This is a genomic window from Aeromonas sp. s9 (genome assembly GCF_040907765.1).
GTDB lineage: Bacteria > Pseudomonadota > Gammaproteobacteria > Enterobacterales > Aeromonadaceae > Aeromonas > Aeromonas caviae.
On the sequence record NZ_JBFOCK010000048.1, the window covers coordinates 35,506 to 56,236 of the forward strand.

The window sequence follows — 20,731 nt, forward strand, 5'->3', positions numbered from 1 at the left end:
GTGTAAACAGGGAGGGCAAGGCCGGGCCGCGTCAGACAGGAGGATCACCATCAAATGTTAATGAGTTTCTAACATCATCCGGTATGCTGACATCCAACTGGTCCAACCGGATGGCTCACATGGATGTGCAACTGCTCCTGCTCTACCTCTCGCCCCTCTTTCTGGTTTTCATCGGCTGGGAGATGCTCTACCTGCGAAAACACGGCGCCGCCTATCCCACGGCGGGCTACCAGTGGAAGGATCTCTTCGCCAATGCCACCCTGGCACTGATGCATCAGGGGGGCGATGCCCTGGCCGCCATTGCCATCGCCTATCTCTATGACACCCTCTGGGGCTGGCGATTATTCGATATCGAGCTGAACCTCTGGAGCCTCTTGCTGCTCTTTCTGTTGCAGGATCTCTGCTACTGGCTGTTCCACTTCGCGAGCCACCATGTGCGCTGGCTCTGGGCCTCCCACGTGGTGCACCACAGCTCGGAGCGGCTCAACCTCTCCACCGCCTTTCGCCAGAGCCTGATGTACCCGGTCTCCGGCATGTGGCTGTTCTGGATCCCCATGATCCTCATCGGCTTCCCCCCCGAGGCGGTGGTGGCCACCGTGCTCTTGAGCCTGGGTTTTCAGTTCTTCGTCCACACCCAGGTGGTGGGCAAGCTGGGCAAACTTGAATGGATCTTCAACACCCCGTCCCACCACAGGGTGCACCACGCCAGCAATGCCAGATACATCGATCGCAACTTCGCCGGCGTGCTCATCATCTGGGACCGGCTGTTTGGCACCTTCGTGGAAGAAGACTTGGGCGAGCCGTGCCGTTTCGGCATCACCAAGCCAATTCACAGCTTCAACCCCCTCACCCTCACCTTCCACGAGTGGCGCGACATGCTGCAAGAGGCCCGGGGCCTCCCATGGCGGCAAAAGCTCGCCGTGCTGTTTGGCAAACCGGCGGGCCCCACCAGCGGTTGACCCACCGACCAGGATAAAAAAGAGCGCCCAGGGGCGCTCTTTTTCATGACAGGGACAACCCCCGGGTCAGACGTGAACGAAGGACCAGACGGCGGGGATCAGGCTCAGCAGCGTCACCCCGGCCAGCAGCCGTTCGCGCCCGCTGAGCCGCTGCTCGGCGCCGAGCTGGCGACGGCTGTAGAGAAACAGCAGCAGACCCGGCCCGTAGAGCAGAAGCGACAGCAGCAGGTACTCCACCCCGGCGGCGTAGAGCAGCCAGAAACCATAACCGCTCGACACCAGCGCCACCACCCGCATCAGGCCGCGGCCCTGCCCCCCCTTGCCACTGAAGACCAGCTTGAGCAGGAAGAGGCCGATGAGCAGGTAGGGCACCAGGATCATGGAGGTGGAGATGAGCAGCAGGTTGGTATACCCCTTGCCAAGCAGCCATACCAGCAGCAAGCAGCCCTGCACGGTCAGGCTGGTGAGCCAGAGCGAGGCGATGGGGGTGCCGTTGCGGTTCTCGCGCCGGAAGATGGCCGGGAAGGCCCCGTGACGAGCCGCGCTGAACGGCACCTCGGCCGAGAAGAGGGTCCAGCTCACGTAGGAGGCGAGCACCGACACGATGAGGCCGGCGCTGATGAGCAGCTTGCCCCAGGAACCCGTCATCTGGGCCATCAATCCCGCCATGGAGGGGTTGGGCAGGGCCGCAAGCTCCGGGCGGCTCAATATTCCGAGCGCCAGCACCGAGATGAGCACATAGAGCAGCAGCGCCAGCACCACGCCGAGCACGGTGGCGGTGCCCACGTCCCGCTTGTTTCTCGCCCGGGCCGAGAGCACCGCTGCCCCTTCGATGCCGGTGAAAACCCAGAGGGTGATGAGCATGGTGTTGCGCACCTGCTCGGAGACCGGTACCGCCAGGGTGCTGCCCTCCTGATCCGCCGCAAAGGTGACCGGATCGAACCAGTAGCAGGCGAACAGGATGAACAGCAGCAGCGGCAGGCTCTTGGCCAGGGTCGCCACCAGATTGAACAGGGCCGCCTGCTGCACGCCGCGGGCCACCAGCAGGTGCACCGCCCAGAGGATGCAGGACTCGCCGACAAAAGCTGCCAATGTGTTGCCCTCGCCAAACCAGACCCGCTCCGGCGTATCGACGAAGCTGCCCAGCGCCGCGAAGGCGATCACCAGATACCCCACCACGCCGATGGTGGCACAGAGCCAGTATCCCCAGGCGGAGAAGAACCCCACCAGCTCGCCAAAGCCGGCCCGGGCATAGCTGTAGATGCCGCCGTCGAGCTCGGGTTTGAGCCGCGACAGGTAGAGGAAGCTCATGGCCAGCGCCAGTATGCCGACCCCGGTGACGGCCCAGCCGATCAGCACGGCGCGGGCGCCCGCCACATCGGCCATGTTCTGGGGCAGGCTGAAGATGCCGGCCCCCACCATGGAGCTGAACACCAGCGCAGTGAGGGACCAGAGCCCGATCTTGCTCTCTTTCATGGGCGCTCCTTAACGCAGCCGGCTGGCCAGCGCCTCGATGTGTTCCGGGCCGATGCCGCAGCAGCCGCCGATGAGGTTTGCCCCGGCTCTGCGCCAGCGCTCGGCCCAGCCGAGGTAATCCAGCGGCCCCAGATCGCCGCGGATCTCGTCCAGACCGTCATTGGCAGTCGCCTCCTTGGGCTGGGGCGGGAAGGCGTTGGCATAGGCGCCGAGGCGAACGTCGGTGCGCCCCTGAACCTGCAACGCGGCGACGGCCACCTTGAGCGCCCCTTCAATCACCTCGGGCTGGCAGCAGTTGAACAGGATGGCATCCACCCCGGCCGACGCCAACGCGGTCACGGCATCCGCCACCCGCTCGCCGGAGCGCAGGGTGGGCTCGCTGCCCGGCGCTTCGTCTTCCAGAGTAAAGGAGACCCAGAACGGCTTGCCGTCCTCGGGCAGCAGGGCCTTGAGGGCCAGGGGCTCGGCGATGAGGCTCATGGTCTCCGCCAGCCAGAGATCCACATGGGGTGACAGGGCACGGATAAGCGGTGTCGCCAGCTCGCTCACCCGCTCGGCCTGATAGAGGTCCGCACGATAGGAGCCAAAGAGCGGCGGCAAGGAGCCGGCCACCTTGACGGCTCCCCCCTGCTCGTCGGCCACGTCTCGGGCCAGTTGCCCGGCCAGAGCTGCAAGTGCCTCCCCTTGGGCGGCAAAGCGTGCCTCGCCGATATGGAAGGGCACCAGGGCATAGCTGTTGGTGGTGATCACCCGGGCACCGCTCGTCGCATAGGCCTGGTGTACCTCGCGCACCGTCTCGGGCGCTTCCATCAACGCCAGTGCCGACCACTCCGGTTGACGGAACGGCGCACCACGCCGCGCCAGTTCACGGCCCATACCGCCATCGAGTACCCACAAATCCTGCTTGTCCATCTCTGTCTCTCTGCGTCTCCCCGCCATGACGGGTGTTTATTGTGTGAAACCACATTAAGCCATCAAAACATCTAGACGGCTAGAAATCCCAAATATCATGACCCAAAGTAGAACAAGAGGCAATCGGGGGCTACGAACAAATCCGGGCAAGCTCAGGATGATGGCGGCAAAGGGAGGTCTCCCCGGCACAGGCATCACCTGGCCAGGCACTGAAACGACAAGAGGCCACCCCGGGGGGTGGCCTCTTGTGAAACAGGGGATCAAGGCGGGCACAGCCGCCGATAACCAGGGGCTCAGCGCCCGGCCATCACCCGCTTGGTCTGCTTGACCCAGTCGGAGACCCGGCCCTGCTGGGGATAGCCCTGCCAGATCTGCTCCCACTGGGCGGGGCTGAGGGGGCGGCCCAGCCGACGCTGCACCCCGGCATAGAGGTAGTCGTGGGCCGTGGTGCGTGCCTGGGCCGAGGTGAGGAACTTGGCAACAGGGTCAGTGAGACGCACGTCCCGCATGCCGAGCAGCGGATAGTCGCTGTGCACCGCCGCCAGCATGGTCTCGCGCATGGCGGATTCGATGTAACCCCGGGCAAACAGGGCGGTGACCGATTCAAGCGACCCTTGATCCGGGCCGTGATACTCCTCGTCGAACACCGGGCTGGGCTCTGCCACGGCGCTTTGCACCACCGCATCGGGATCCTGCTGCGGGACCACCACGGCAGGCTGGGGAGCGACGGGTTTGGCAGGCGCCACCGGCTTGCGCGGTGCGCTCTGGCTGCAGGCACCCAGTGCCAGGGCGAGCGCCACACAGGCCAGCGCACGGGAATGAGTCTTCATCTTCATGATTGCTAACGAACTCCTTTAGGATTCCTGAGCGGGCTTCTCATTGCTCGCAGGTTCTACCCGGGTGACCAGCAACTGGTCAATCTTGTAACTGTCGATGTCCACCACTTCGAACTTGTAACCGGCATATTTGACCGAGTCGGTGCGCTTGGGGATCTTGCGCAGCATGTACATGATGAAACCGGCGATGGTCTCGTAGTTCTGGTTTTCCGGGAACTCCTCGATGTCGAAGGCGCGCATCACGTCGGAGATGGGGGTCACCCCGTCCACCAGCCAGGAGTTCTCGTCCCGCTGGACGATCTGCTCTTCCACCACGTGGGTGGCCCACTCCCCCATGACGGTGCTCATCAGGTCGTTCATGGTGACGATGCCCACCACCAGGGCGTATTCGTTCATCACCACCGCAAAATCGCCGCGATGGTTCTTGAAGTACTCCATCGCCTCGTAGAGGTTGAGGGTGTCGGGAATGATGATGACGTTCTGCACCAGGGAGCCGCTGTTGAGATCGATGCTCTGGCCGCTGATGACGCGGATCAGCAGCTCCTTGGCATCCACGAACCCCTTGATGCTGTCGAGGTTGTGGTCGCACACCAGGAACTTGTTGTGGGGGTGCTCGGCGATCTTCGCCTTGATGCTCTCCTCCCCCTCTTGCAGGGTGAAGTAGATGAGGCTCTCCCGCGCCGTCATGGCGGAAGTGACACCCAGAGACTGGAGCTCGAACACGTTCTCGATGAGCTGGTGCTCCTCGCGCTGGATGACACCGGCTTCGGCACCTGCATCCATCACCGCATAAATATCGTCGGAGGTGATCTCGTCGTTGCGCACCATGGAGATGCGCATCAGCCGGAACAGGCCGTTGGCCATGCCGTTGAACAGCCACACCAGCGGCATCAGCAAGGTGACGCACAGCATCATGGGACGCACCACCACAACAGCGATCCGCTCGGGCATGGTCATGGCAAGGCGCTTGGGCATCAGGTCCGCTATCAGGATGAACATGCCGGTGACGAAGACGAACGAGGCCGCAGAGCTAATCTGGCCGAGCCAGGGCCCCTGGTAGAAGCCGGCAATCAGCTCCCTGATGGCGGGATTGAGGGCGGATTCCCCCAGGATACCGCCGAGGATGGCGACGGTATTGAGGCCTATCTGCACCACGGTAAAGAAGTTGCCCGGCTGGGCCTGCAATGCCAGCACCTTCTCGGCGTGGCGGTTGCCCTCGTCGGCCATCACCTGCAACTTGATCTTGCGGGAGGCGGCAAGGGAGATCTCGGAGAGTGAGAAGAACACGCTGCCGGCGACCAGCAGCATCAGAAAGAACAAACTATCGGCAAAACTCATGATTAACCTATTGCTACAGCCGCCTTAGCACAAGACGGCAAACTGGGCCCGGGAAACCGGACCGTGACTCCATCCGGGACTCACACAGGGGCCATATTCTAGCAGAAAAGCGCCCGCTGGGTGGCGTTATCTTGAACTGCCGTGCCATGCAATGAAAAAGGCGCTCAAAGCGCCTTTTTATTCAATCAGAGTTGGATTCCCGTCGTGCAGCCGCGACGGGAGCTCCACCCAAGGCGCCCCATCAGCCCTTGCCCAGCAGATCGCTCAGGTCATCGGCCTTGGTGTGACGCACATCCTTGCCCTTGACGTAGTAGACGATGTACTCGCAGATGTGCTGGCAGCGATCGCCGACCCGCTCGATGGCCCGTGCCGCCCACAAGACGTTCAGCACCTGCGGTATAGTGCGCGGATCTTCCATCATGTAGGTCATCAGCTCGCGGATGATGGACTCGTATTCGCGGTCCACCTTGTCATCTTCCTTGTAGACCGCCAGGGCGGCATCCAGATCCATGCGGGCGAAGGCGTCGAGCACGTCGTGGAGCATCTTGATGGTGCGACGCCCCATGTTCTCCAGCGACACCAGCGGTGGCTGGGGCTTGTTGGCGTTGTCGGTCAGCATGCGGGCAATCTTGTCCGCCACGTCGCCGATCCGCTCCAGATCCGTGATGGTCTTGATGATGGCCATCACCAGCCGCAGGTCGGACGCGGTGGGCTGACGCTTGGCGATGATGCGGGTGCACTCCTCGTCGATCGCCACTTCCATGGCGTTGACCTTGTGGTCGTTGGCCACGATCTTGCGCGCCGCATCCAGATCCTGGCCATGGATGGCGGCGATGGCGTCGGTGAGTTGCTTCTCCACCAGCCCCCCCATCACCAGTACCTGGTTGCGCACGCTCTCAAGCTCGGCATTGAACTGACCGGAGATGTGTTTGTTGAGGTTCATATTGTCCATACCAGTAATCCTTGTTGCTCCGATTATGCCTTAGCCGTTGAACTGACTGCCAATCTGTTTGTTGATGCCCATCTTGCTCATCTTGCTCATCTCAATCAGCGGCATCCCTTAGCCGTAACGACCGGTAATGTAGTCTTCGGTCTTCTTCTTGGCCGGGGTGGTGAAGATGGTGTTGGTATTCGAGTACTCGATGAGTTCCCCCATGTACATGAACGCGGTCTGATCCGAGACCCGCGCCGCCTGCTGCATGTTGTGGGTCACGATCACCACGGTGAACTGGCTCTTGAGCTCGTTGATGAGCTCCTCGATGGTGAGGGTGGAGATGGGGTCCAGCGCCGAGGTCGGTTCATCGAGCAACAGCACTTCCGGCTCGATGGCGATGGCACGGGCAATCACCAGACGCTGCTGCTGACCGCCGGAGAGACCAAAGGCATTGTCGTGCAGACGATCCTTCACCTCCTCCCACAGGGCGGCACCGCGCAGGGAACGCTCGGCGGCCTCGTCCAGGGTACGGCGGTCATTGATGCCCTGCAGGCGCAGGCCGTAGACCACGTTCTCGTAGATGGACTTGGGGAAGGGGTTGGGGCGCTGGAACACCATGCCCACCTGACGGCGAAGGGCGGAGACATCCACGCTCTTGTCATAGATGTTGTGGCCGTGCAGCTGGATCTCCCCCTCGATGCGGCAGATCTCCACCAGATCGTTCATCCGGTTGATGCAGCGCAGCAAAGTGGACTTGCCGCAACCGGACGGGCCGATGAAGGCGGTGACCTGACCCTTGGGGATCTTCATGTTGACGTTGAACAGCGCCTGCTTGTTGCCGTAGTACAGGTTGAGATCCTTCACCTCCAGCGCAGTCTGCTCCGGGGTCAGGTTGAGCAGGTCGGTGGCGGTGTGCGGGGCCGAACTCGGTGTTACGTTGATCATCTGTTTACCTCAAATTCTCTTGGTGGCAGCGGGCAAACGTCTTGCCCGCTGCCGGAATATCTGGTTGGCAGGGAAGGTCCCTGCCCGTCTCTGTAATGGCTGGATTAATGTTCCAGCGACCGGAATTTCTCGCGCAGGTGGTTACGAATACCGATCGCCGTCAGGTTGAGGCCGACGATCACCGTCACCAGCAGGAAGGAGGTGGCGTAGACCAGAGGACGCGCCGCCTCGACGTTCGGGCTCTGGAAGCCCACGTCATAGATGTGGAAGCCCAGGTGCATGAACTTGCGCTCCACGTGCAGGTACGGGAAGTTGCCGTCCATCGGCAACGTGGGAGCAAGCTTCACCACCCCCACCAGCATCAGCGGCGCCACCTCGCCCGCCGCACGGGCGATGGCCAGGATAAGGCCGGTCATGATGGCCGGGCTTGCCATGGGCAGCACGATGCGCCACAGGGTCTCGGCCTGGGTGGCACCCAGCGCCAGCGAACCCTGGCGAATGGTGCTCGGGATCCGGGCCAGCCCCTCTTCGGTGGAGACGATCACCACCGGCAGGGTCAGGATGGCCAGGGTCAGGGCTGACCAGATGACTCCGGGGGAACCGAAGGTCGGACTCGGCAGCGCTTCCGGGTAGAAGAGGCGGTCGATGCTGCCCCCCAGGGTGTAGACGAAGAAGCCCAGACCAAACACGCCGTAGACGATGGAGGGTACCCCCGCCAGGTTGATCACCGCGATGCGGATGATCTTGGTCAGGCTGTTCTTGCCCGCGTACTCGTGCAGGTAGACCGCCGCCACCACCCCGAGCGGGGTCACGATGATGGCCATCAGGATCACCATGAAGACGGTGCCGAAGATGGCCGGGAAGACGCCGCCCTCGGTGTTCGCCTCCCGGGGGTCATCGGAGACGAACTTGCCAATCTGGTGGAACCAGTGACCCACCTTGGCCATCAGGCTCATGTCGTTGGGCCAGACTACATCCAGCACCCGGGACATCGGCATGGTCACCAGCTCGCCGCGCATGTCCTTGACGGTGATGCTGTCTCTGTCCGCCTGGGTACGCAGGGAGAAGAGCTCTTTCTCCAGCACCTGGTAACGGTCGTTGAGCGCCTGACGCTCGCTCGCCAGCTCGGCTTTAAGCTGATCGGTCAGCTTGTCATCCAGCTCGGCCTTGCGCTCTTTCAGGCGCAGGCGCTCCAGCTGATAGTTGATGCTGCCGATGGCCCCTTTTTGCAGGTCGTTGGCTTGGCTTGAGAGGCCGTTGGCACGGGCCAGCACCCGCTGCAAGGCGGGATGCAGATCCGTGGTCAGCTCCTGGCCATCTTCCTTCACCGAGGTGATGTAACCATAGAAGTTGCCGTTGGTGGCACGCTCCACCATGGCGAGCTCCGCCGGCTGGGTGCGCGATTTGATATCGGTCTCCAGCACCCAGCGAAAATCGAGGTCCACGAACTCCCGGTTGCCGGTCTTGACCAGATAACGGGTAATCTCTTCGCGATCCTCCCCTTCCAGCGCCTGGCCTGCGGCGCGCAGGCGCTCCACCGGCACCAGCTCCCGGTCGTTGATCTCGCCAATCAGGACGCTCTTGTTGCCGCTTGCATCTTCAAGTTGCCACTCATAGATGGGATGGGGCCAGAAATAGACCAGACCACGCCAGCCGATCAGCAACAACAGACCCAGTACGGCCACCAGACTCAGGCTGACGGCGCCCCCCGTCATCCAGATCCAGGGGGCCCCCGATTTAAACCACTTACCCATTGTCGATTCCTTAGTCCTTACAGAGAGCTGTACTTTTCACGCAACCGCTGGCGGACGAATTCGGCCAGGGTATTGAACAAGAAGGTGAACACAAACAGCACGAAGGCGGCGAGGAAGAGCACCCGGTAGTGGGAGCTGCCCACTTCCGATTCCGGCATCTCCACCGCGATGTTCGCCGCCAGGGTCCGCAGCCCCTGGAACATGGAAAAGTCCATGATGGGGGTGTTGCCGGTGGCCATCAGCACGATCATGGTCTCGCCCACGGCGCGGCCAAGGCCCATCATCACCGCCGAGAAGATGCCTGGGCTCGCGGTGAGGATCACCACCCGGCTCAGGGTCTGCCACGGGGTCGCCCCCAGCGCAAGCGAGCCCTGGGTCAGGTGCTTGGGCACCGAGAAGACCGCGTCTTCGGCGATGGAGAAGATGGTGGGGATGACCGCAAAGCCCATGGCGATACCAACCACCAGGGAGTTGCGCTGGTCAAACTTGATGCCCATGTCGTGGGTCAGCCAGATGCGCGAATCACCGTGCATGAAGGCGTTCTCGATGATGGGGCTCAAGGCGAAGGCGCCCCAACCGATGAACAGCAGCACAGGGATGAGCAGGATGGCGTGCCAGCCTTCCGGCAGCCAGGTGCGGCCGCGCTCCGGCAGATAGTTCCACACCAGGGCGGTGAGCAGCATGCCCATGGGCAGCAGGATCAGCAGCAGGATCACCCCGGGCAGGGCCCCTTCGATGATGGGCGCGAGCCACAGACCCGCCAGGAAGCCGAGGATGACGGTCGGCAGCGCCGCCATGATCTCCACCGTCGGCTTGACGTATTTGCGCAGCCCCGCCGACATGAAGTAGGCGGTATAGATTGCGCCGGCGACACCCAGGGGCACCGCGAACACCATGGCATAGAAGGAGGCTTTCAAGGTACCGAACACCAGGGGCACCAGGCTCAGCTTGGCTTCGAAGTCGTTGCTGGCGGAGGTGGACTGCCACACGTACTGGGGCTCGGGATAGCCTTCATACCACACCTGTTGCCAGAGGGCAGACCAGGTTACCTCGGGGTGATCGTTCTCGACGTCAAAGACCTTGAAGTCATCCCCCTGCTGGGTCAACAGCAGGTTGTGGCGAGGAGAGATGGCAACGGCAGCCAGGTTGCCCCCGTCAACCTTCTCGCCAAGCAGCTTGGCTTCGCCGGTGGCATGGAAGAAGTTGATGGTGCCGTCGCTGCCTGCGCTGATGAAGCCCTTGCGAAAGTGCTCGGGGGTCAGCAGGGCGACCGGCGCGTCACTCTTGAAGTCACGGATCTGGGTGAACTGGCGCTTGCCATCCTTTGCCACCTCGAACCACTGGGAGATGACGCCGTTGTCGTTGCCCACCAGCAGGGAGGACGCACCGGAGAGCAGGGCCACCTGGGTCACGCTGGCATTGGGGGCGTTGATCTCCATGACATTGCGCAGGGAAATATCGCTCAGGTTGTGGATGTCATAGACCGACAGGCGGTTGCCCTCGCGCACGAACAACAGGCGCAGGTTCGGGGTCAGCAGCATCTGGTCAACATAGCGTGGCAGGGACGGAATGGTGTAGGTCTGGTTGCTCCACTCGATTTCGCCGGAGAGGAAATTCTCCTCGCCGCTCATCACCATCAGCACACCACGACCATCTTCGGTCACGGCCGCGGTCGCCATCTTGTCCTTGGTCGCCTCGAAGACCATGCGCGTCAGCGCCTTGCCCTGGGGATCGATCACCACGGGGGTCTCGCCGAAGGGATATTGCAGGCTGGGCTCGATGACGCGCACGTCATTGGGATAGGAGATCTTGAAATAGGGTTGCACCACCTGAGCCTTGCCGTCGGCAAACCCATAGGCGATGAGTTTCTGGCCCGGTGCAGGCGGCGCGACCGCCGTGATCTCGCCGTTCACCTGTGCCTCGCCAATCACCTGTCCGGTCTTGATCTTGCCATCCGGTTGCACGGCAAAGAACTTGACCTTCCCCAGGTCGCTGAAGCGGTAACCTATCTCGTTTTGCTCCTCGACCCCGAGCCAGGCGGTCTTACCCTTGATGGGCAGGGTGAAGGACGCGGTGCTCTCCATGCTGGCGCCATTGAAGATGGGCTTCACCACATAAAGCAGGTAGAAGAAGATAAGCAACAGCGCCACCAGCACCAGGGCTCCCCCTGTGGTGACGCCATATTTGGCCAATTTATCCTTGATCCGGCGTTTTCGACTGCCCGCCATGACCAGATTTAACGATTCCGATGACATGCAAGACCTCAATGTGAGCTAGGCTTGGCGGCATTATATGGCGGATGCATGACAGTTTTGTTACATCAACAGCGGCAAAGAGCACGGGCTTCATCGGGGGGTGTGGCAGTTGGTATTCGGGGGGAAGCAGGCAGCCTGTCTGGCAGTGAAATAAAAGCAAACGGGGCCATCAGGCCCCGCTGTCATCTTGAGGAAGCGCCTCTTTCGCGGCGAGTCTGGCCGCCTTCTTCTCGGCGCGGCGCCGCTTGAAGAAATCCGACAGCTGGGCCGAGCAGGCGTCGGCGAGCACCTCCCCCGTCAGTGCCACCTGGTGGTTGTGGCGGGGATCCAGCAGGATGTCGAACACAGAGCCTGCCGCCCCCGTCTTCAAATCCCGGGCACCATAGACCACCCGCTTGACCCGGCTGTGGATGAGGGCGCCGGCACACATACAGCAGGGCTCCAGCGTCACATAGAGGGTGGTGTCGAGCAGGCGATAGTTTTCAAGCTGCTTGCCCGCTTCCCGAAGCGCCATCACCTCGGCATGGGCGCAGGCGTCGTGCTCGCTGATGGAGCGATTCCACCCCTCTGCCACTATCTTGTCCCCCAGCACCAGCACGGCGCCCACCGGGATCTCGCCTATCCCCTCTGCCCTGGCAGCCAGGGCCATGGCATGGCGCATCCAGCGTTCGTCCTGCTCGCGCTGGCTGATCTGTGCTGCAACTTCAGATGGTTTCACGCCCTGCTCCTCTCGTCGATATGATGTCGGCTTGCCTGGCCCCTGCACGGCATCGGCCGCGCACTCCCGGATTGCTGCGTCCCGGCCCTGGGCACACCGGGCCCCTTCCCCCTCGCGCTGGCCGGTAGCCGGTAGCCCACGGCAGAAGATGCTGTCAATGAAAGAGAGGCCAAAGGCCCCGGCGACATAAGAACGCCCCGAGTCGGGTGTTCGCCACCCTGTGCCCGCCGAAGGGGGCGGCGATTATGCCAAAACTCCGGCCAGGGCCCAAGTTGCATCTTGGCTGAACAATAAAGAAGCAGTCGGCATCTCCCTGATAAAAAAGGAGTTGCGCCCGCCAAATCATCCGATTAGACTTCCTCCCCGTCAGCCGAGCTGACTCCGTCGGTGTGTAGCGCAGCCAGGTAGCGCATCTGCATGGGGTGTAGAGGGTCGGAGGTTCGAATCCTCTCACACCGACCAAATTCCCCGAGAATAGCCCAGTCAAACGACTGGGCTATTTTTTTGCCTGCACGCCCGACGCTTGCCTCTTTTCCCTCTCGCCTCCCCCGTTCATCAGGTCGCCGCTTTTTATTGGCATGAATTTCATACAGAACCACTTGAAGCTTTCATAAAGTGCCGCTAGGATACGCAACTTTTCCGCCGGCCATAAAAACAGGGAGGTGGACACTAGGGTGATGGAATCACCGACCGGCTTGCAATCAATGAGGCAAGCATCCATGACCCAAGCTGTTGACTCCCAGCCCGTTCAGCCCCTGATCTCCCCCACGCCCTCCGAGCTCGATTCCGCAGAGCACGGGTTTGGCAGTTCAGTGCACCTCGATGTGATCGATCTCGCCGCCCCGGATGAAGATTACTGAGACGAGCCCGTGCCATAGTGCGGTTCAAGACGCCGGTTTTGCTGTCCGGCACCGCCCTTGACCCAGGCCAACAGACCGCCACCGCAAATAACGACAAAATGCTGGTTTTTCTTCAAAAATCAGTTTAATTGACCATCTGCTGCGTTCCAACCTCCCTCTCCTTCATGGACACGCCGTGATACAAACCTACGTTATTGCTCGTCATTTCCCTCTCTCCTGTTCGCCTTCGCCATTTTGACTCAATTTGACATTTTAGTTTTAAACGCCAGTTCACTACCCGGTTACTTCATAGCCCCCATGCAGGCTGGATTGAACGAAGGCATTTCATACAGCTGTTTTTGCAAAGCTTGGAGTAATGTCGGGATTTGTTTTTGCATTTGTAATTTTATTACGTAATTAATTACATTTTTAACCCATCCCCTCTACCGAAATCCTCCCCCCTGCCGCCCCGGCAACCCAAGAGCATAACCATCTGCAAAGAGCTTTTGCACTAATCACATAAATCCATTTAAAACAGCATCTTAACTATCATCAAAAAACACCTGTTTTAAAAATCAAGTTGACGAATCCGCCATTCTTTTGCACCTTATGAATCGTGTTACCCCGCTGTTACGGGGAGTTTGAAAGAAAGGGATATAGACGTTAGTCGTAGTTAATAAATTCAAAATGTAACTTTTGGAGGAGTACCCACTATGTCGGCACCGGCCCAGACCATCAGCAGCACCCGCCTGCGCATTCAAGGCGAGATGCTTCCCGATTACGCGCAGATCCTGACGCCGGATGCGGTGGCCCTGGTGTCCGAACTGGTGGAACGTTTCGCTCCCCAACGCAATGAGCTGCTGAAGCAGCGAGTCGCACGCCAGGCCCGTATCGATGGCGGCGAGTTGCCGGACTTCCTGCCAGAGACCGCCCATATTCGCGCTGGTGACTGGACGGTGCGCGGCATCCCCGCCGATCTGCAGGACCGCCGTGTGGAGATCACCGGCCCGGTCGAGCGCAAAATGGTGATCAATGCCCTCAACGCCAACGTCAAGGTCTTCATGGCCGACTTCGAGGACTCCCTGGCCCCAGCCTGGAACAAGGTGATCGAGGGCCAGATCAACCTGCGCGATGCGGTCAACGGCACCATTGCCTACCAGAGCCCGGAGGGGAAGGCCTATACCCTGAATCCCAATCCGGCCGTGCTCATCTGCCGGGTTCGCGGTCTGCATCTGCCGGAGAAGCACGTCACCTTTGATGGTGCCCCCATTCCCGGCGGCCTGTTCGACTTCGCCCTCTATTTCCTGCACAACCACAAGGCGTTGCTGGCCAAGGGCTCCGGTCCCTACTTCTACGTACCCAAGCTGCAGAGCCATCTGGAAGGGCGCTGGTGGAGCGAGGTGTTCGCCTGGACCGAGGACAAATTCGGTCTGCCCCGCGGTACCATCAAGGCCACCGTACTCATCGAGACCCTGCCGGCGGTATTCGAGATGGACGAGCTGCTCTATCAGATGAAGGATCACATCGTCGCCCTCAACTGCGGCCGCTGGGACTACATCTTCAGCTATATCAAGACCTTGAAGAACCACCCGGATCGCGTCCTGCCGGATCGTCAGGTGGTGACCATGGACAAGCCGTTCCTCTCTGCCTACTCGCGACTCCTCATCAAGACCTGCCACAAGCGCGGCGCGCTGGCGATGGGGGGCATGGCTGCCTTTATTCCGGCCAAGGACGCGGCAGTCAACGAACAGGTGTTTGCCAAGGTGCACGCAGACAAGCAGCGCGAGGCCGACAACGGCCACGACGGTACCTGGGTCGCCCACCCCGGTCTGGCCGATACCGCCATGGCGGTGTTCAACGCCACCATTCCGGCGGGTGCCCAGAACCAGATCGGCGTGCTGCGCGAGCAGGATGCCCCCATCACGGCCGCCGACCTGCTGGCCCCCTGTGAGGGCGAGCGCACCGAGGCGGGCATGCGCACCAATATCCGCGTCGCCCTGCAATATCTGGAAGCCTGGATCAACGGCAACGGCTGCGTGCCCATCTACGGACTGATGGAAGATGCCGCCACCGCCGAGATCTCCCGCACCTCCATCTGGCAGTGGATCCGCCACGGCAAGACCCTCTCCAACGGTCAGGCGGTGACCAAGGCGCTGTTCCGCCAGATGCTGGCCGAGGAGCAGGAGGTGGTCAGAGGCGAAGTGGGCGAGGCCCGCTGGCAATCGGGCCGTTTCGCCGAGGCGAGCGCCCTGATGGACGAGATCACCTGCGCCGACACACTCATCGATTTTCTGACGCTGCCCGGCTACGAGCGGCTGTGAGACCCGGGCCGGTAACGGCCCCCATAACAAGTCAATGGAAACGTGAAATCAATGAAAGAGGGAACTGATATGGCACTGACCCGTGAGCAACAGATCCAGGCTATCGAGAAAGACTGGGCAGAAAACCCCCGCTGGAAAGGGATCAAGCGCGGCTACAGCGCCGAGGACGTGGTGAACCTGCGTGGCAGCCTGCAGCCGGCACACACTCTGGCCCAACGCGGCGCCGACAAACTGTGGGAGCTGATCCACGGCGGCGCCAAGAAAGGCTATGTAAACTGCCTCGGCGCCCTGACCGGCGGCCAGGCGGTGCAACAGGCCAAGGCCGGCATCGAAGCCATCTATCTCTCCGGCTGGCAGGTGGCGGCGGACAACAACCTCTCCTCCACCATGTACCCGGATCAGTCCCTCTACCCGGCCAACTCCGTCCCCTCCGTGGTGGAGCGCATCAACAACTCCTTCGCCCGGGCCGACCAGATCCAGTGGGCCAACAAGGTTGGACCAGAGGACAAGGGCTTCATCGACTACTTCCTGCCCATAGTAGCGGATGCGGAAGCCGGTTTCGGCGGCGTGCTGAACGCCTTCGAACTGATGAAGGGGATGATTGAAGCGGGCGCAGCCGGCGTGCACTTCGAAGATCAGCTCGCGTCCGTGAAAAAGTGCGGCCACATGGGCGGCAAGGTACTGGTCCCGACCCAGGAAGCGGTGCAAAAGCTTGTCGCGGCTCGCCTCGCGGCAGATGTCTGCGGCACCACCACCCTGGTGATCGCCCGCACCGACGCCAACGCAGCGGATCTGCTGACCACGGATGCCGACCCTTACGATGCCGGCTTCCTGACCGGTGAGCGCACCAGCGAGGGCTTCTACAAGGTGCAGGCCGGTATCGAGCAGGCCATATCCCGCGGCCTGGCCTACGCTCCCTACGCCGACATGGTGTGGTGTGAAACCGCCAAGCCGGACTTGGACGAGGCGCGCCAGTTTGCCGAGGCCATCAAGGCCCAGTACCCGGACAAGATCCTGGCCTACAACTGCTCCCCGAGCTTCAACTGGAAGAAGAACCTGGACGATGCCACCATCGCCCGCTTCCAGCAGGAGCTCTCCGACATGGGCTACAAGTACCAGTTCATCACCCTGGCGGGTATCCACAACATGTGGTTCCACATGTACGAGCTGGCCTACCAGTACGCCCGTGGCGAGGGAATGAAGCACTATGTCGAGATGGTGCAGCAGCCGGAATTCGCCGCCGCCGAGCGGGGCTACACCTTCGTGGCACACCAGCAGGAAGTGGGTACCGGTTACTTCGACAAGGTGACCACCGTCATTCAGGGCGGCCAGTCGTCGGTGACCGCGCTGACCGGCTCCACCGAAGAAGATCAGTTCCACTGATACGACTTGATAGAAATAAAAAACCCCGGCCTGGTGCCGGGGTTTCTTTTTGAAAGGCCCCTCTCCCAGAGGGAGAGTGGCCAAGGCCTTAGAACCTGTTCACGGTCTGTGACGAGAGGTCGTCAGCAAGGTGAAGAGCAGCGCAGGAACCGGAGTGTGTAAACACACATGAGGATTCCGAGCAGCACATGAGCCTTGATCACGGCCTCGCAGTAAGAGCGTGGCCAGGTTCTCAGAGTTCGAGGATCTCTTTGACAAAGGGAATGGTCAGCTTGCGCTTGGCACGGAAGGAGGCGTTGTCGAGACGATTGAGGGTGGCAAGCAGGGTGCGCATGTCGCGGGAGAGGCGATTGAGCAGGAAACGGCCCACGTCGATGGGCAGCTTGAAACCCCGCAGCTCGGCGCGCAGTTGCAGGGCGCTGAGTTTGCCCTCGTCGTCCAGCTCGTCGAGGTGGAAGCTCACTCCCCAGTCGAGACGGGACGCGAGATCCGGCAGTTGCAGCCCCAGCTTGCGTGGCGCGCTGCAGCCGGTAACGATGAGCGTCCCCTCCCCCTTCTCCTTCCAGCGATTGTAGAAGTCGAACAGGGCCCGCTCCCACAGGGCGTTGCCGGCGATCGCCTCCAGGCTGTCGAGACAGACCAGGGGCAGGCTCTCCAAAGCATCGAGCATGCTGGGGTCAAGCTGTTCGAACTGATCGAGGGAGAGATAGGCCGCCGCCGCGTCGCGGGCGTTGACCTCGGCACAGGTAGCATGGAGCAGATGGGAGCGGCCCGACCCCTTGGCTCCCCAGAAATAGAGGAAGGGCGAGCCCTGACCGATGGCCGCATTCTTGAGGGCGGTGATCAGATGGGCGTTGTTGCCGGGATAAAAACTGACGAAGGTTTCATCATCCGGTAGTTGTACGGCTAAAGACAGTTGGGCCGGTTGCTTCACTCGTTGGGCTTTGACTGTGATATTTGCGGGCAAGTGTATCACCAGCGGGGCAGATAGAGAACCGCCCGGACCATGCCGGGCGGTCAGGATCCTTCCCCGGGATCAGGGCTGCGACCATTGATAGCGCAGGCCGCTCTCGTTGTCTTCCACCTGATGCAGCCGGCTCTCAAGTTGCAACCCCCTCACCAGCTCGGCCTTGTCCCCCTGCAGCGAGAGGTTGAAGGTCACTTTGTCCCCTTCCAACTTGCCGATGGCCACCTTGGTGACACTGGCCATCCCCTGCAGCAGCTTCTGGATCTGGATCATGCCATCGATGTCGGACAGCCCCTCCACCACCAGGGTCTGGCTGGAGGCGACACCGGAGAGACGGGTACCGTACTGCTGCACCAGCCAACCGGCCAGGGCATCGGCAAAGCCCTTTGCCACCTCGGCCTGGGTACCTGAACCCGAGCCCTTGGTCAGCTCGGTCAGCTCTCCTGCCTGCGCCCCCGGCTTGGCCCCATAAAGACCCCAATCGATGCTCCAGGCCTCCCCCTCCGGGCTCAGTTTGCCGAGCACCACCATTTCAGCGCCGTAACGCTGGCTCGCCTTGAGCACGGGATCGGCAAAGCGGCCCCAGACATCGGTGGCATTGACCGCCATATTGTCATCCAAGTCCATCAGCGGGAGACTGACCGGCAGCCCCATGGCCTGGGTCTGGGCACGCAGCGCCTCGGACCAGCCATCGCCGGACTGATCCGGCAGAATGCGCCGCTCCCCTTCGTCGACCACCAGCCAGATGGCAACCTGCGGCCGCACCGGGCCAAGCAGGGCAAACTTGCTCTGGCCGACCAGGGCGTTCACCTTGACCACATTGAAATCCGCCTTGAGAAACTTGACCGACCCGATGTCCTGATAGCTGTATTGCTGCACGAAATCCGCCGGCGCCGCCAGGGCCTTCACCACATCCGGCTGGGTGAGGATATCGCGCTTGCCCGTCACCTTGACGAGCACATCCCCCAGCGCCTGGGACTGGGCGGCCGTCATGTCGCCACTGGTGGGAGCCTTGCCCTGATAGAGGTCGGTTACCTGGGCGGCCGACACCACGAGAGGCAGACAGCAGCAGAGGAGAGTCGCTAAGCGTTTCAGCATAAAGAAGATTCTCGAAATGGGGGATGGTGCTTATGGTAGCGGCAAGGCGCGCATGGCAGCAAGCAAAGGGGGGAGAAACAGCGGAGCCGGCAGGGTGCCGGCTCCGTTTGCGCGCCTTGGGCGCGGCGATGGGGTGATGCTTACTTGGTGCCGAAGATCTTGTCGCCAGCATCCCCCAGACCCGGGACGATATAGCCCTTCTCGTTCAGCCCCTGGTCGATGGAGGCACAGAACAGCTCCACGTCAGGGTGAGCGGCTTCCAGCGCCTTGATGCCTTCGGGGGCGGCAACCAGCACCAGCACCTTGATGGACTGGCAACCTTTCTTCTTGAGCAGATCGATGGTGGCGATCATGGAGCCGCCGGTGGCCAGCATGGGGTCGATGACCAGGGCCAGACGCTCTTCGATGTTGCTGACGATCTTCTCGAAGTAGGGGACAGGCTGCAGGGTCTCTTCATCGCGATAGATACCGACCACGCTGACGCGGGCACTCGGCATGTGCTCCAGCACCCCGTCCATCATGCCAAGACCGGCGCGCAGGATGGGCACGACGGTGACCTTCTTGCCCTTGATCTGGTCGACTTCCACAGGGCCGTTCCAGCCATCGATGGTCACTTTTTCGGTTTCGAAGTCAGAGGTCGCTTCGTAGGTCAACAAACTGCCCACTTCCTTGGCCAGTTCACGGAAACGCTTGGTGCTGATGTCGCCTTCGCGCATCAGGCCGATCTTGTGCTTGACCAGGGGGTGTTTGACTTCAACGACTTTCATTATTATCTCCTCTAACCGGCGCCAAAAAAATCGCGGAATCATACAACAAAAGCCACTGCTTGTAGAGCTTTTCGATTCAAAAACGCGCAAACGATTTTCTTTCTGGTTTTTCGTGCCCGCTGGTAGAATACGCCCCGAATTTTACCCTCCACTTCTTTATATGACGGGGAATACGCGTGACTGACAAAACCTCACTGAGCTACAAGGATGCTGGCGTAGATATCGATGCCGGCAATGCACTGGTTGAACGTATCAAGGGCGTGTCAAAACGCACTCGTCGTCCTGAAGTCCTTGGTGGTCTTGGCGGCTTTGGGGCCCTGTGTCAAATCCCTGCTGGCTACAAGGAACCGGTACTGGTCTCCGGTACCGACGGGGTGGGCACCAAGCTGCGTCTGGCCATCGACCTGAAGAAGCACGACACCGTGGGGATCGACTTGGTCGCCATGTGCGTCAATGACCTCATCGTGCAGGGCGCCGAGCCCCTCTTCTTCCTCGACTACTATGCCACCGGCAAACTGGACGTGGACACTGCCGCTGCCGTGGTCACCGGCATCGGCGCCGGCTGCGAACAGTCCGGCTGTGCCCTGGTTGGCGGTGAAACTGCCGAAATGCCTGGCATGTATGAAGGGGAAGATTACGACATCGCCGGTTTCTGCGTCGGCGTGGTGGAAAAGAGCGAGATCATCGACGGCAGCAAGGTTGGCGAAGGGGATGCCCTGATCGCCCTGGCCGCCAGCGGTCCCCACTCCAACGGCTTCTCCCTCATTCGCAAGATCCTGGAAGTCTCCAAGGCCGACGTGCAGCAGCCGCTGGGTGAGACCACCCTGGCCAACGCCCTGCTGGAGCCGACCCGCATCTACGTGAAGCCCGTGCTCAAGCTCATCAAGGAGTGCGAGATCCACGCCCTGTCCCACATCACCGGCGGCGGCTTCTGGGAGAACATCCCGCGCGTGCTGCCCGCCAACACCCAGGCGGTCATCGACGAGCAGAGCTGGCAGTGGCCGGCGGTGTTCAGCTGGCTGCAACAGGCAGGCAACGTCACCCGCCACGAGATGTATCGCACCTTCAACTGCGGCGTCGGCATGATCATCGCCCTGCCGGCGGATCAGCTGGACAAGGCCCTGGCCCTGCTCAAGGCCGAAGGCGAAAACGCCTGGCACATCGGCCACATCGCCAAGGCGGCCGATGGTGAGGAGCAGGTCATCATTCAATGAATGATCGTATCAACG

At 61.4% G+C, this 20,731-nt stretch carries 17 protein-coding genes and 1 tRNA gene; 6 read left to right on the top strand and 12 right to left on the bottom strand.

Going from position 1 to position 20,731, the window contains the following annotated elements; genetic code table 11:
- The first annotated feature begins 119 nt into the window (after window positions 1–119).
- A complete protein-coding gene (locus AB5Y54_RS09710) occupies window positions 120–959 on the top strand; it encodes a sterol desaturase family protein (RefSeq protein WP_039040283.1) in 840 nt (279 codons plus the stop codon).
- A gap of 66 nt (window positions 960–1,025) precedes the next feature.
- On the opposite strand, the gene AB5Y54_RS09715 is transcribed toward AB5Y54_RS09710, so the two are convergent.
- The 9 genes from AB5Y54_RS09715 to tadA form a co-directional block, all read right to left on the bottom strand.
- A complete protein-coding gene (locus tag AB5Y54_RS09715) occupies window positions 1,026–2,435 on the bottom strand; it encodes a basic amino acid/polyamine antiporter (RefSeq protein ID WP_042864109.1) in 1,410 nt (469 codons plus the stop codon).
- Window positions 2,436–2,444: 9 nt separating this feature from the next.
- Window positions 2,445–3,347 carry a homocysteine S-methyltransferase family protein gene (locus AB5Y54_RS09720; RefSeq protein WP_039040257.1) on the bottom strand — a complete coding sequence of 301 codons (903 nt, stop codon included), beginning with the start codon at window positions 3,345–3,347 and terminating at the stop codon, window positions 2,445–2,447.
- Between the two features lie 293 nt (window positions 3,348–3,640).
- Entirely contained in the window at window positions 3,641–4,183 is a 543-nt protein-coding gene (locus AB5Y54_RS09725) for a hypothetical protein (RefSeq protein WP_052815412.1), read from the bottom strand.
- A gap of 18 nt (window positions 4,184–4,201) precedes the next feature.
- On the bottom strand, window positions 4,202–5,521 hold the full coding sequence (locus tag AB5Y54_RS09730; protein ID WP_041213150.1) for a hemolysin family protein: 1,320 nt from the start codon (window positions 5,519–5,521) through the stop codon (window positions 4,202–4,204).
- A 241-nt stretch (window positions 5,522–5,762) separates the two neighbouring features.
- The gene (phoU, locus tag AB5Y54_RS09735; protein ID WP_029314752.1) at window positions 5,763–6,473 is read right to left on the bottom strand and encodes a phosphate signaling complex protein PhoU; all 711 of its coding nucleotides are present in this window, start codon (window positions 6,471–6,473) and stop codon (window positions 5,763–5,765) included.
- 108 nt (window positions 6,474–6,581) lie between these two features.
- Window positions 6,582–7,400 carry a phosphate ABC transporter ATP-binding protein PstB gene (pstB, locus tag AB5Y54_RS09740; RefSeq protein ID WP_010675264.1) on the bottom strand — a complete coding sequence of 273 codons (819 nt, stop codon included), beginning with the start codon at window positions 7,398–7,400 and terminating at the stop codon, window positions 6,582–6,584.
- A 104-nt stretch (window positions 7,401–7,504) separates the two neighbouring features.
- Window positions 7,505–9,154, bottom strand: coding sequence for a phosphate ABC transporter permease PstA (gene pstA, locus AB5Y54_RS09745; protein WP_042017560.1), 1,650 nt, complete (start codon window positions 9,152–9,154; stop codon window positions 7,505–7,507).
- A gap of 17 nt (window positions 9,155–9,171) precedes the next feature.
- On the bottom strand, window positions 9,172–11,409 hold the full coding sequence (locus AB5Y54_RS09750) for an ABC transporter permease subunit (RefSeq protein WP_113736171.1): 2,238 nt from the start codon (window positions 11,407–11,409) through the stop codon (window positions 9,172–9,174).
- 169 nt (window positions 11,410–11,578) lie between these two features.
- Window positions 11,579–12,127 (bottom strand): tRNA adenosine(34) deaminase TadA, encoded by a 549-nt coding sequence (gene tadA, locus AB5Y54_RS09755; protein ID WP_080770013.1) that lies wholly within the window; start codon window positions 12,125–12,127, stop codon window positions 11,579–11,581.
- A 385-nt stretch (window positions 12,128–12,512) separates the two neighbouring features.
- On the opposite strand from tadA, the gene AB5Y54_RS09760 reads away from it, so the two are divergent.
- From AB5Y54_RS09760 to aceA, 4 genes are all read left to right on the top strand, one after another.
- Window positions 12,513–12,589, top strand: a tRNA-Pro gene (locus AB5Y54_RS09760).
- A 257-nt stretch (window positions 12,590–12,846) separates the two neighbouring features.
- Entirely contained in the window at window positions 12,847–12,987 is a 141-nt protein-coding gene (locus AB5Y54_RS09765) for a hypothetical protein (RefSeq protein ID WP_010675269.1), read from the top strand.
- Window positions 12,988–13,679: 692 nt separating this feature from the next.
- Window positions 13,680–15,287 carry a malate synthase A gene (gene aceB / locus AB5Y54_RS09770; protein ID WP_323890766.1) on the top strand — a complete coding sequence of 536 codons (1,608 nt, stop codon included), beginning with the start codon at window positions 13,680–13,682 and terminating at the stop codon, window positions 15,285–15,287.
- Window positions 15,288–15,356: 69 nt separating this feature from the next.
- Window positions 15,357–16,670 carry an isocitrate lyase gene (aceA, locus tag AB5Y54_RS09775; protein ID WP_104453132.1) on the top strand — a complete coding sequence of 438 codons (1,314 nt, stop codon included), beginning with the start codon at window positions 15,357–15,359 and terminating at the stop codon, window positions 16,668–16,670.
- Window positions 16,671–16,902: 232 nt separating this feature from the next.
- Here aceA and hda read toward each other — a convergent pair whose 3' ends face one another.
- From hda to upp, 3 genes are all read right to left on the bottom strand, one after another.
- The gene (hda, locus tag AB5Y54_RS09780) at window positions 16,903–17,604 is read right to left on the bottom strand and encodes a DnaA inactivator Hda (RefSeq protein WP_010675272.1); all 702 of its coding nucleotides are present in this window, start codon (window positions 17,602–17,604) and stop codon (window positions 16,903–16,905) included.
- A gap of 102 nt (window positions 17,605–17,706) precedes the next feature.
- Entirely contained in the window at window positions 17,707–18,735 is a 1,029-nt protein-coding gene (locus tag AB5Y54_RS09785) for a DUF2066 domain-containing protein (protein WP_368153542.1), read from the bottom strand.
- 140 nt (window positions 18,736–18,875) lie between these two features.
- Entirely contained in the window at window positions 18,876–19,502 is a 627-nt protein-coding gene (gene upp, locus AB5Y54_RS09790) for a uracil phosphoribosyltransferase (protein WP_005302745.1), read from the bottom strand.
- 176 nt (window positions 19,503–19,678) lie between these two features.
- On the opposite strand from upp, the gene purM reads away from it, so the two are divergent.
- Window positions 19,679–20,716 (top strand): phosphoribosylformylglycinamidine cyclo-ligase, encoded by a 1,038-nt coding sequence (purM, locus tag AB5Y54_RS09795; RefSeq protein WP_128342591.1) that lies wholly within the window; start codon window positions 19,679–19,681, stop codon window positions 20,714–20,716.
- Window positions 20,717–20,731 lie beyond the last annotated feature (15 nt).

What these genes read in the sequence shown, in the direction of transcription:
- AB5Y54_RS09710 (WP_039040283.1), top strand. Translation starts at nt 120, where the DNA reads ATGGATGTGCAACTGCTCCTGCTCTACCTCTCGCCCCTCTTTCTGGTT.
- AB5Y54_RS09715 (WP_042864109.1), bottom strand. Translation starts at nt 2,435, where the DNA reads ATGAAAGAGAGCAAGATCGGGCTCTGGTCCCTCACTGCGCTGGTGTTC.
- AB5Y54_RS09720 (WP_039040257.1), bottom strand. Translation starts at nt 3,347, where the DNA reads ATGGACAAGCAGGATTTGTGGGTACTCGATGGCGGTATGGGCCGTGAA.
- AB5Y54_RS09725 (WP_052815412.1), bottom strand. Translation starts at nt 4,183, where the DNA reads ATGAAGATGAAGACTCATTCCCGTGCGCTGGCCTGTGTGGCGCTCGCC.
- AB5Y54_RS09730 (WP_041213150.1), bottom strand. Translation starts at nt 5,521, where the DNA reads ATGAGTTTTGCCGATAGTTTGTTCTTTCTGATGCTGCTGGTCGCCGGC.
- phoU (WP_029314752.1), bottom strand. Translation starts at nt 6,473, where the DNA reads ATGGACAATATGAACCTCAACAAACACATCTCCGGTCAGTTCAATGCC.
- pstB (WP_010675264.1), bottom strand. Translation starts at nt 7,400, where the DNA reads ATGATCAACGTAACACCGAGTTCGGCCCCGCACACCGCCACCGACCTG.
- pstA (WP_042017560.1), bottom strand. Translation starts at nt 9,154, where the DNA reads ATGGGTAAGTGGTTTAAATCGGGGGCCCCCTGGATCTGGATGACGGGG.
- AB5Y54_RS09750 (WP_113736171.1), bottom strand. Translation starts at nt 11,409, where the DNA reads ATGTCATCGGAATCGTTAAATCTGGTCATGGCGGGCAGTCGAAAACGC.
- AB5Y54_RS09765 (WP_010675269.1), top strand. Translation starts at nt 12,847, where the DNA reads ATGACCCAAGCTGTTGACTCCCAGCCCGTTCAGCCCCTGATCTCCCCC.
- aceB (WP_323890766.1), top strand. Translation starts at nt 13,680, where the DNA reads ATGTCGGCACCGGCCCAGACCATCAGCAGCACCCGCCTGCGCATTCAA.
- aceA (WP_104453132.1), top strand. Translation starts at nt 15,357, where the DNA reads ATGGCACTGACCCGTGAGCAACAGATCCAGGCTATCGAGAAAGACTGG.
- AB5Y54_RS09785 (WP_368153542.1), bottom strand. Translation starts at nt 18,735, where the DNA reads ATGCTGAAACGCTTAGCGACTCTCCTCTGCTGCTGTCTGCCTCTCGTG.
- upp (WP_005302745.1), bottom strand. Translation starts at nt 19,502, where the DNA reads ATGAAAGTCGTTGAAGTCAAACACCCCCTGGTCAAGCACAAGATCGGC.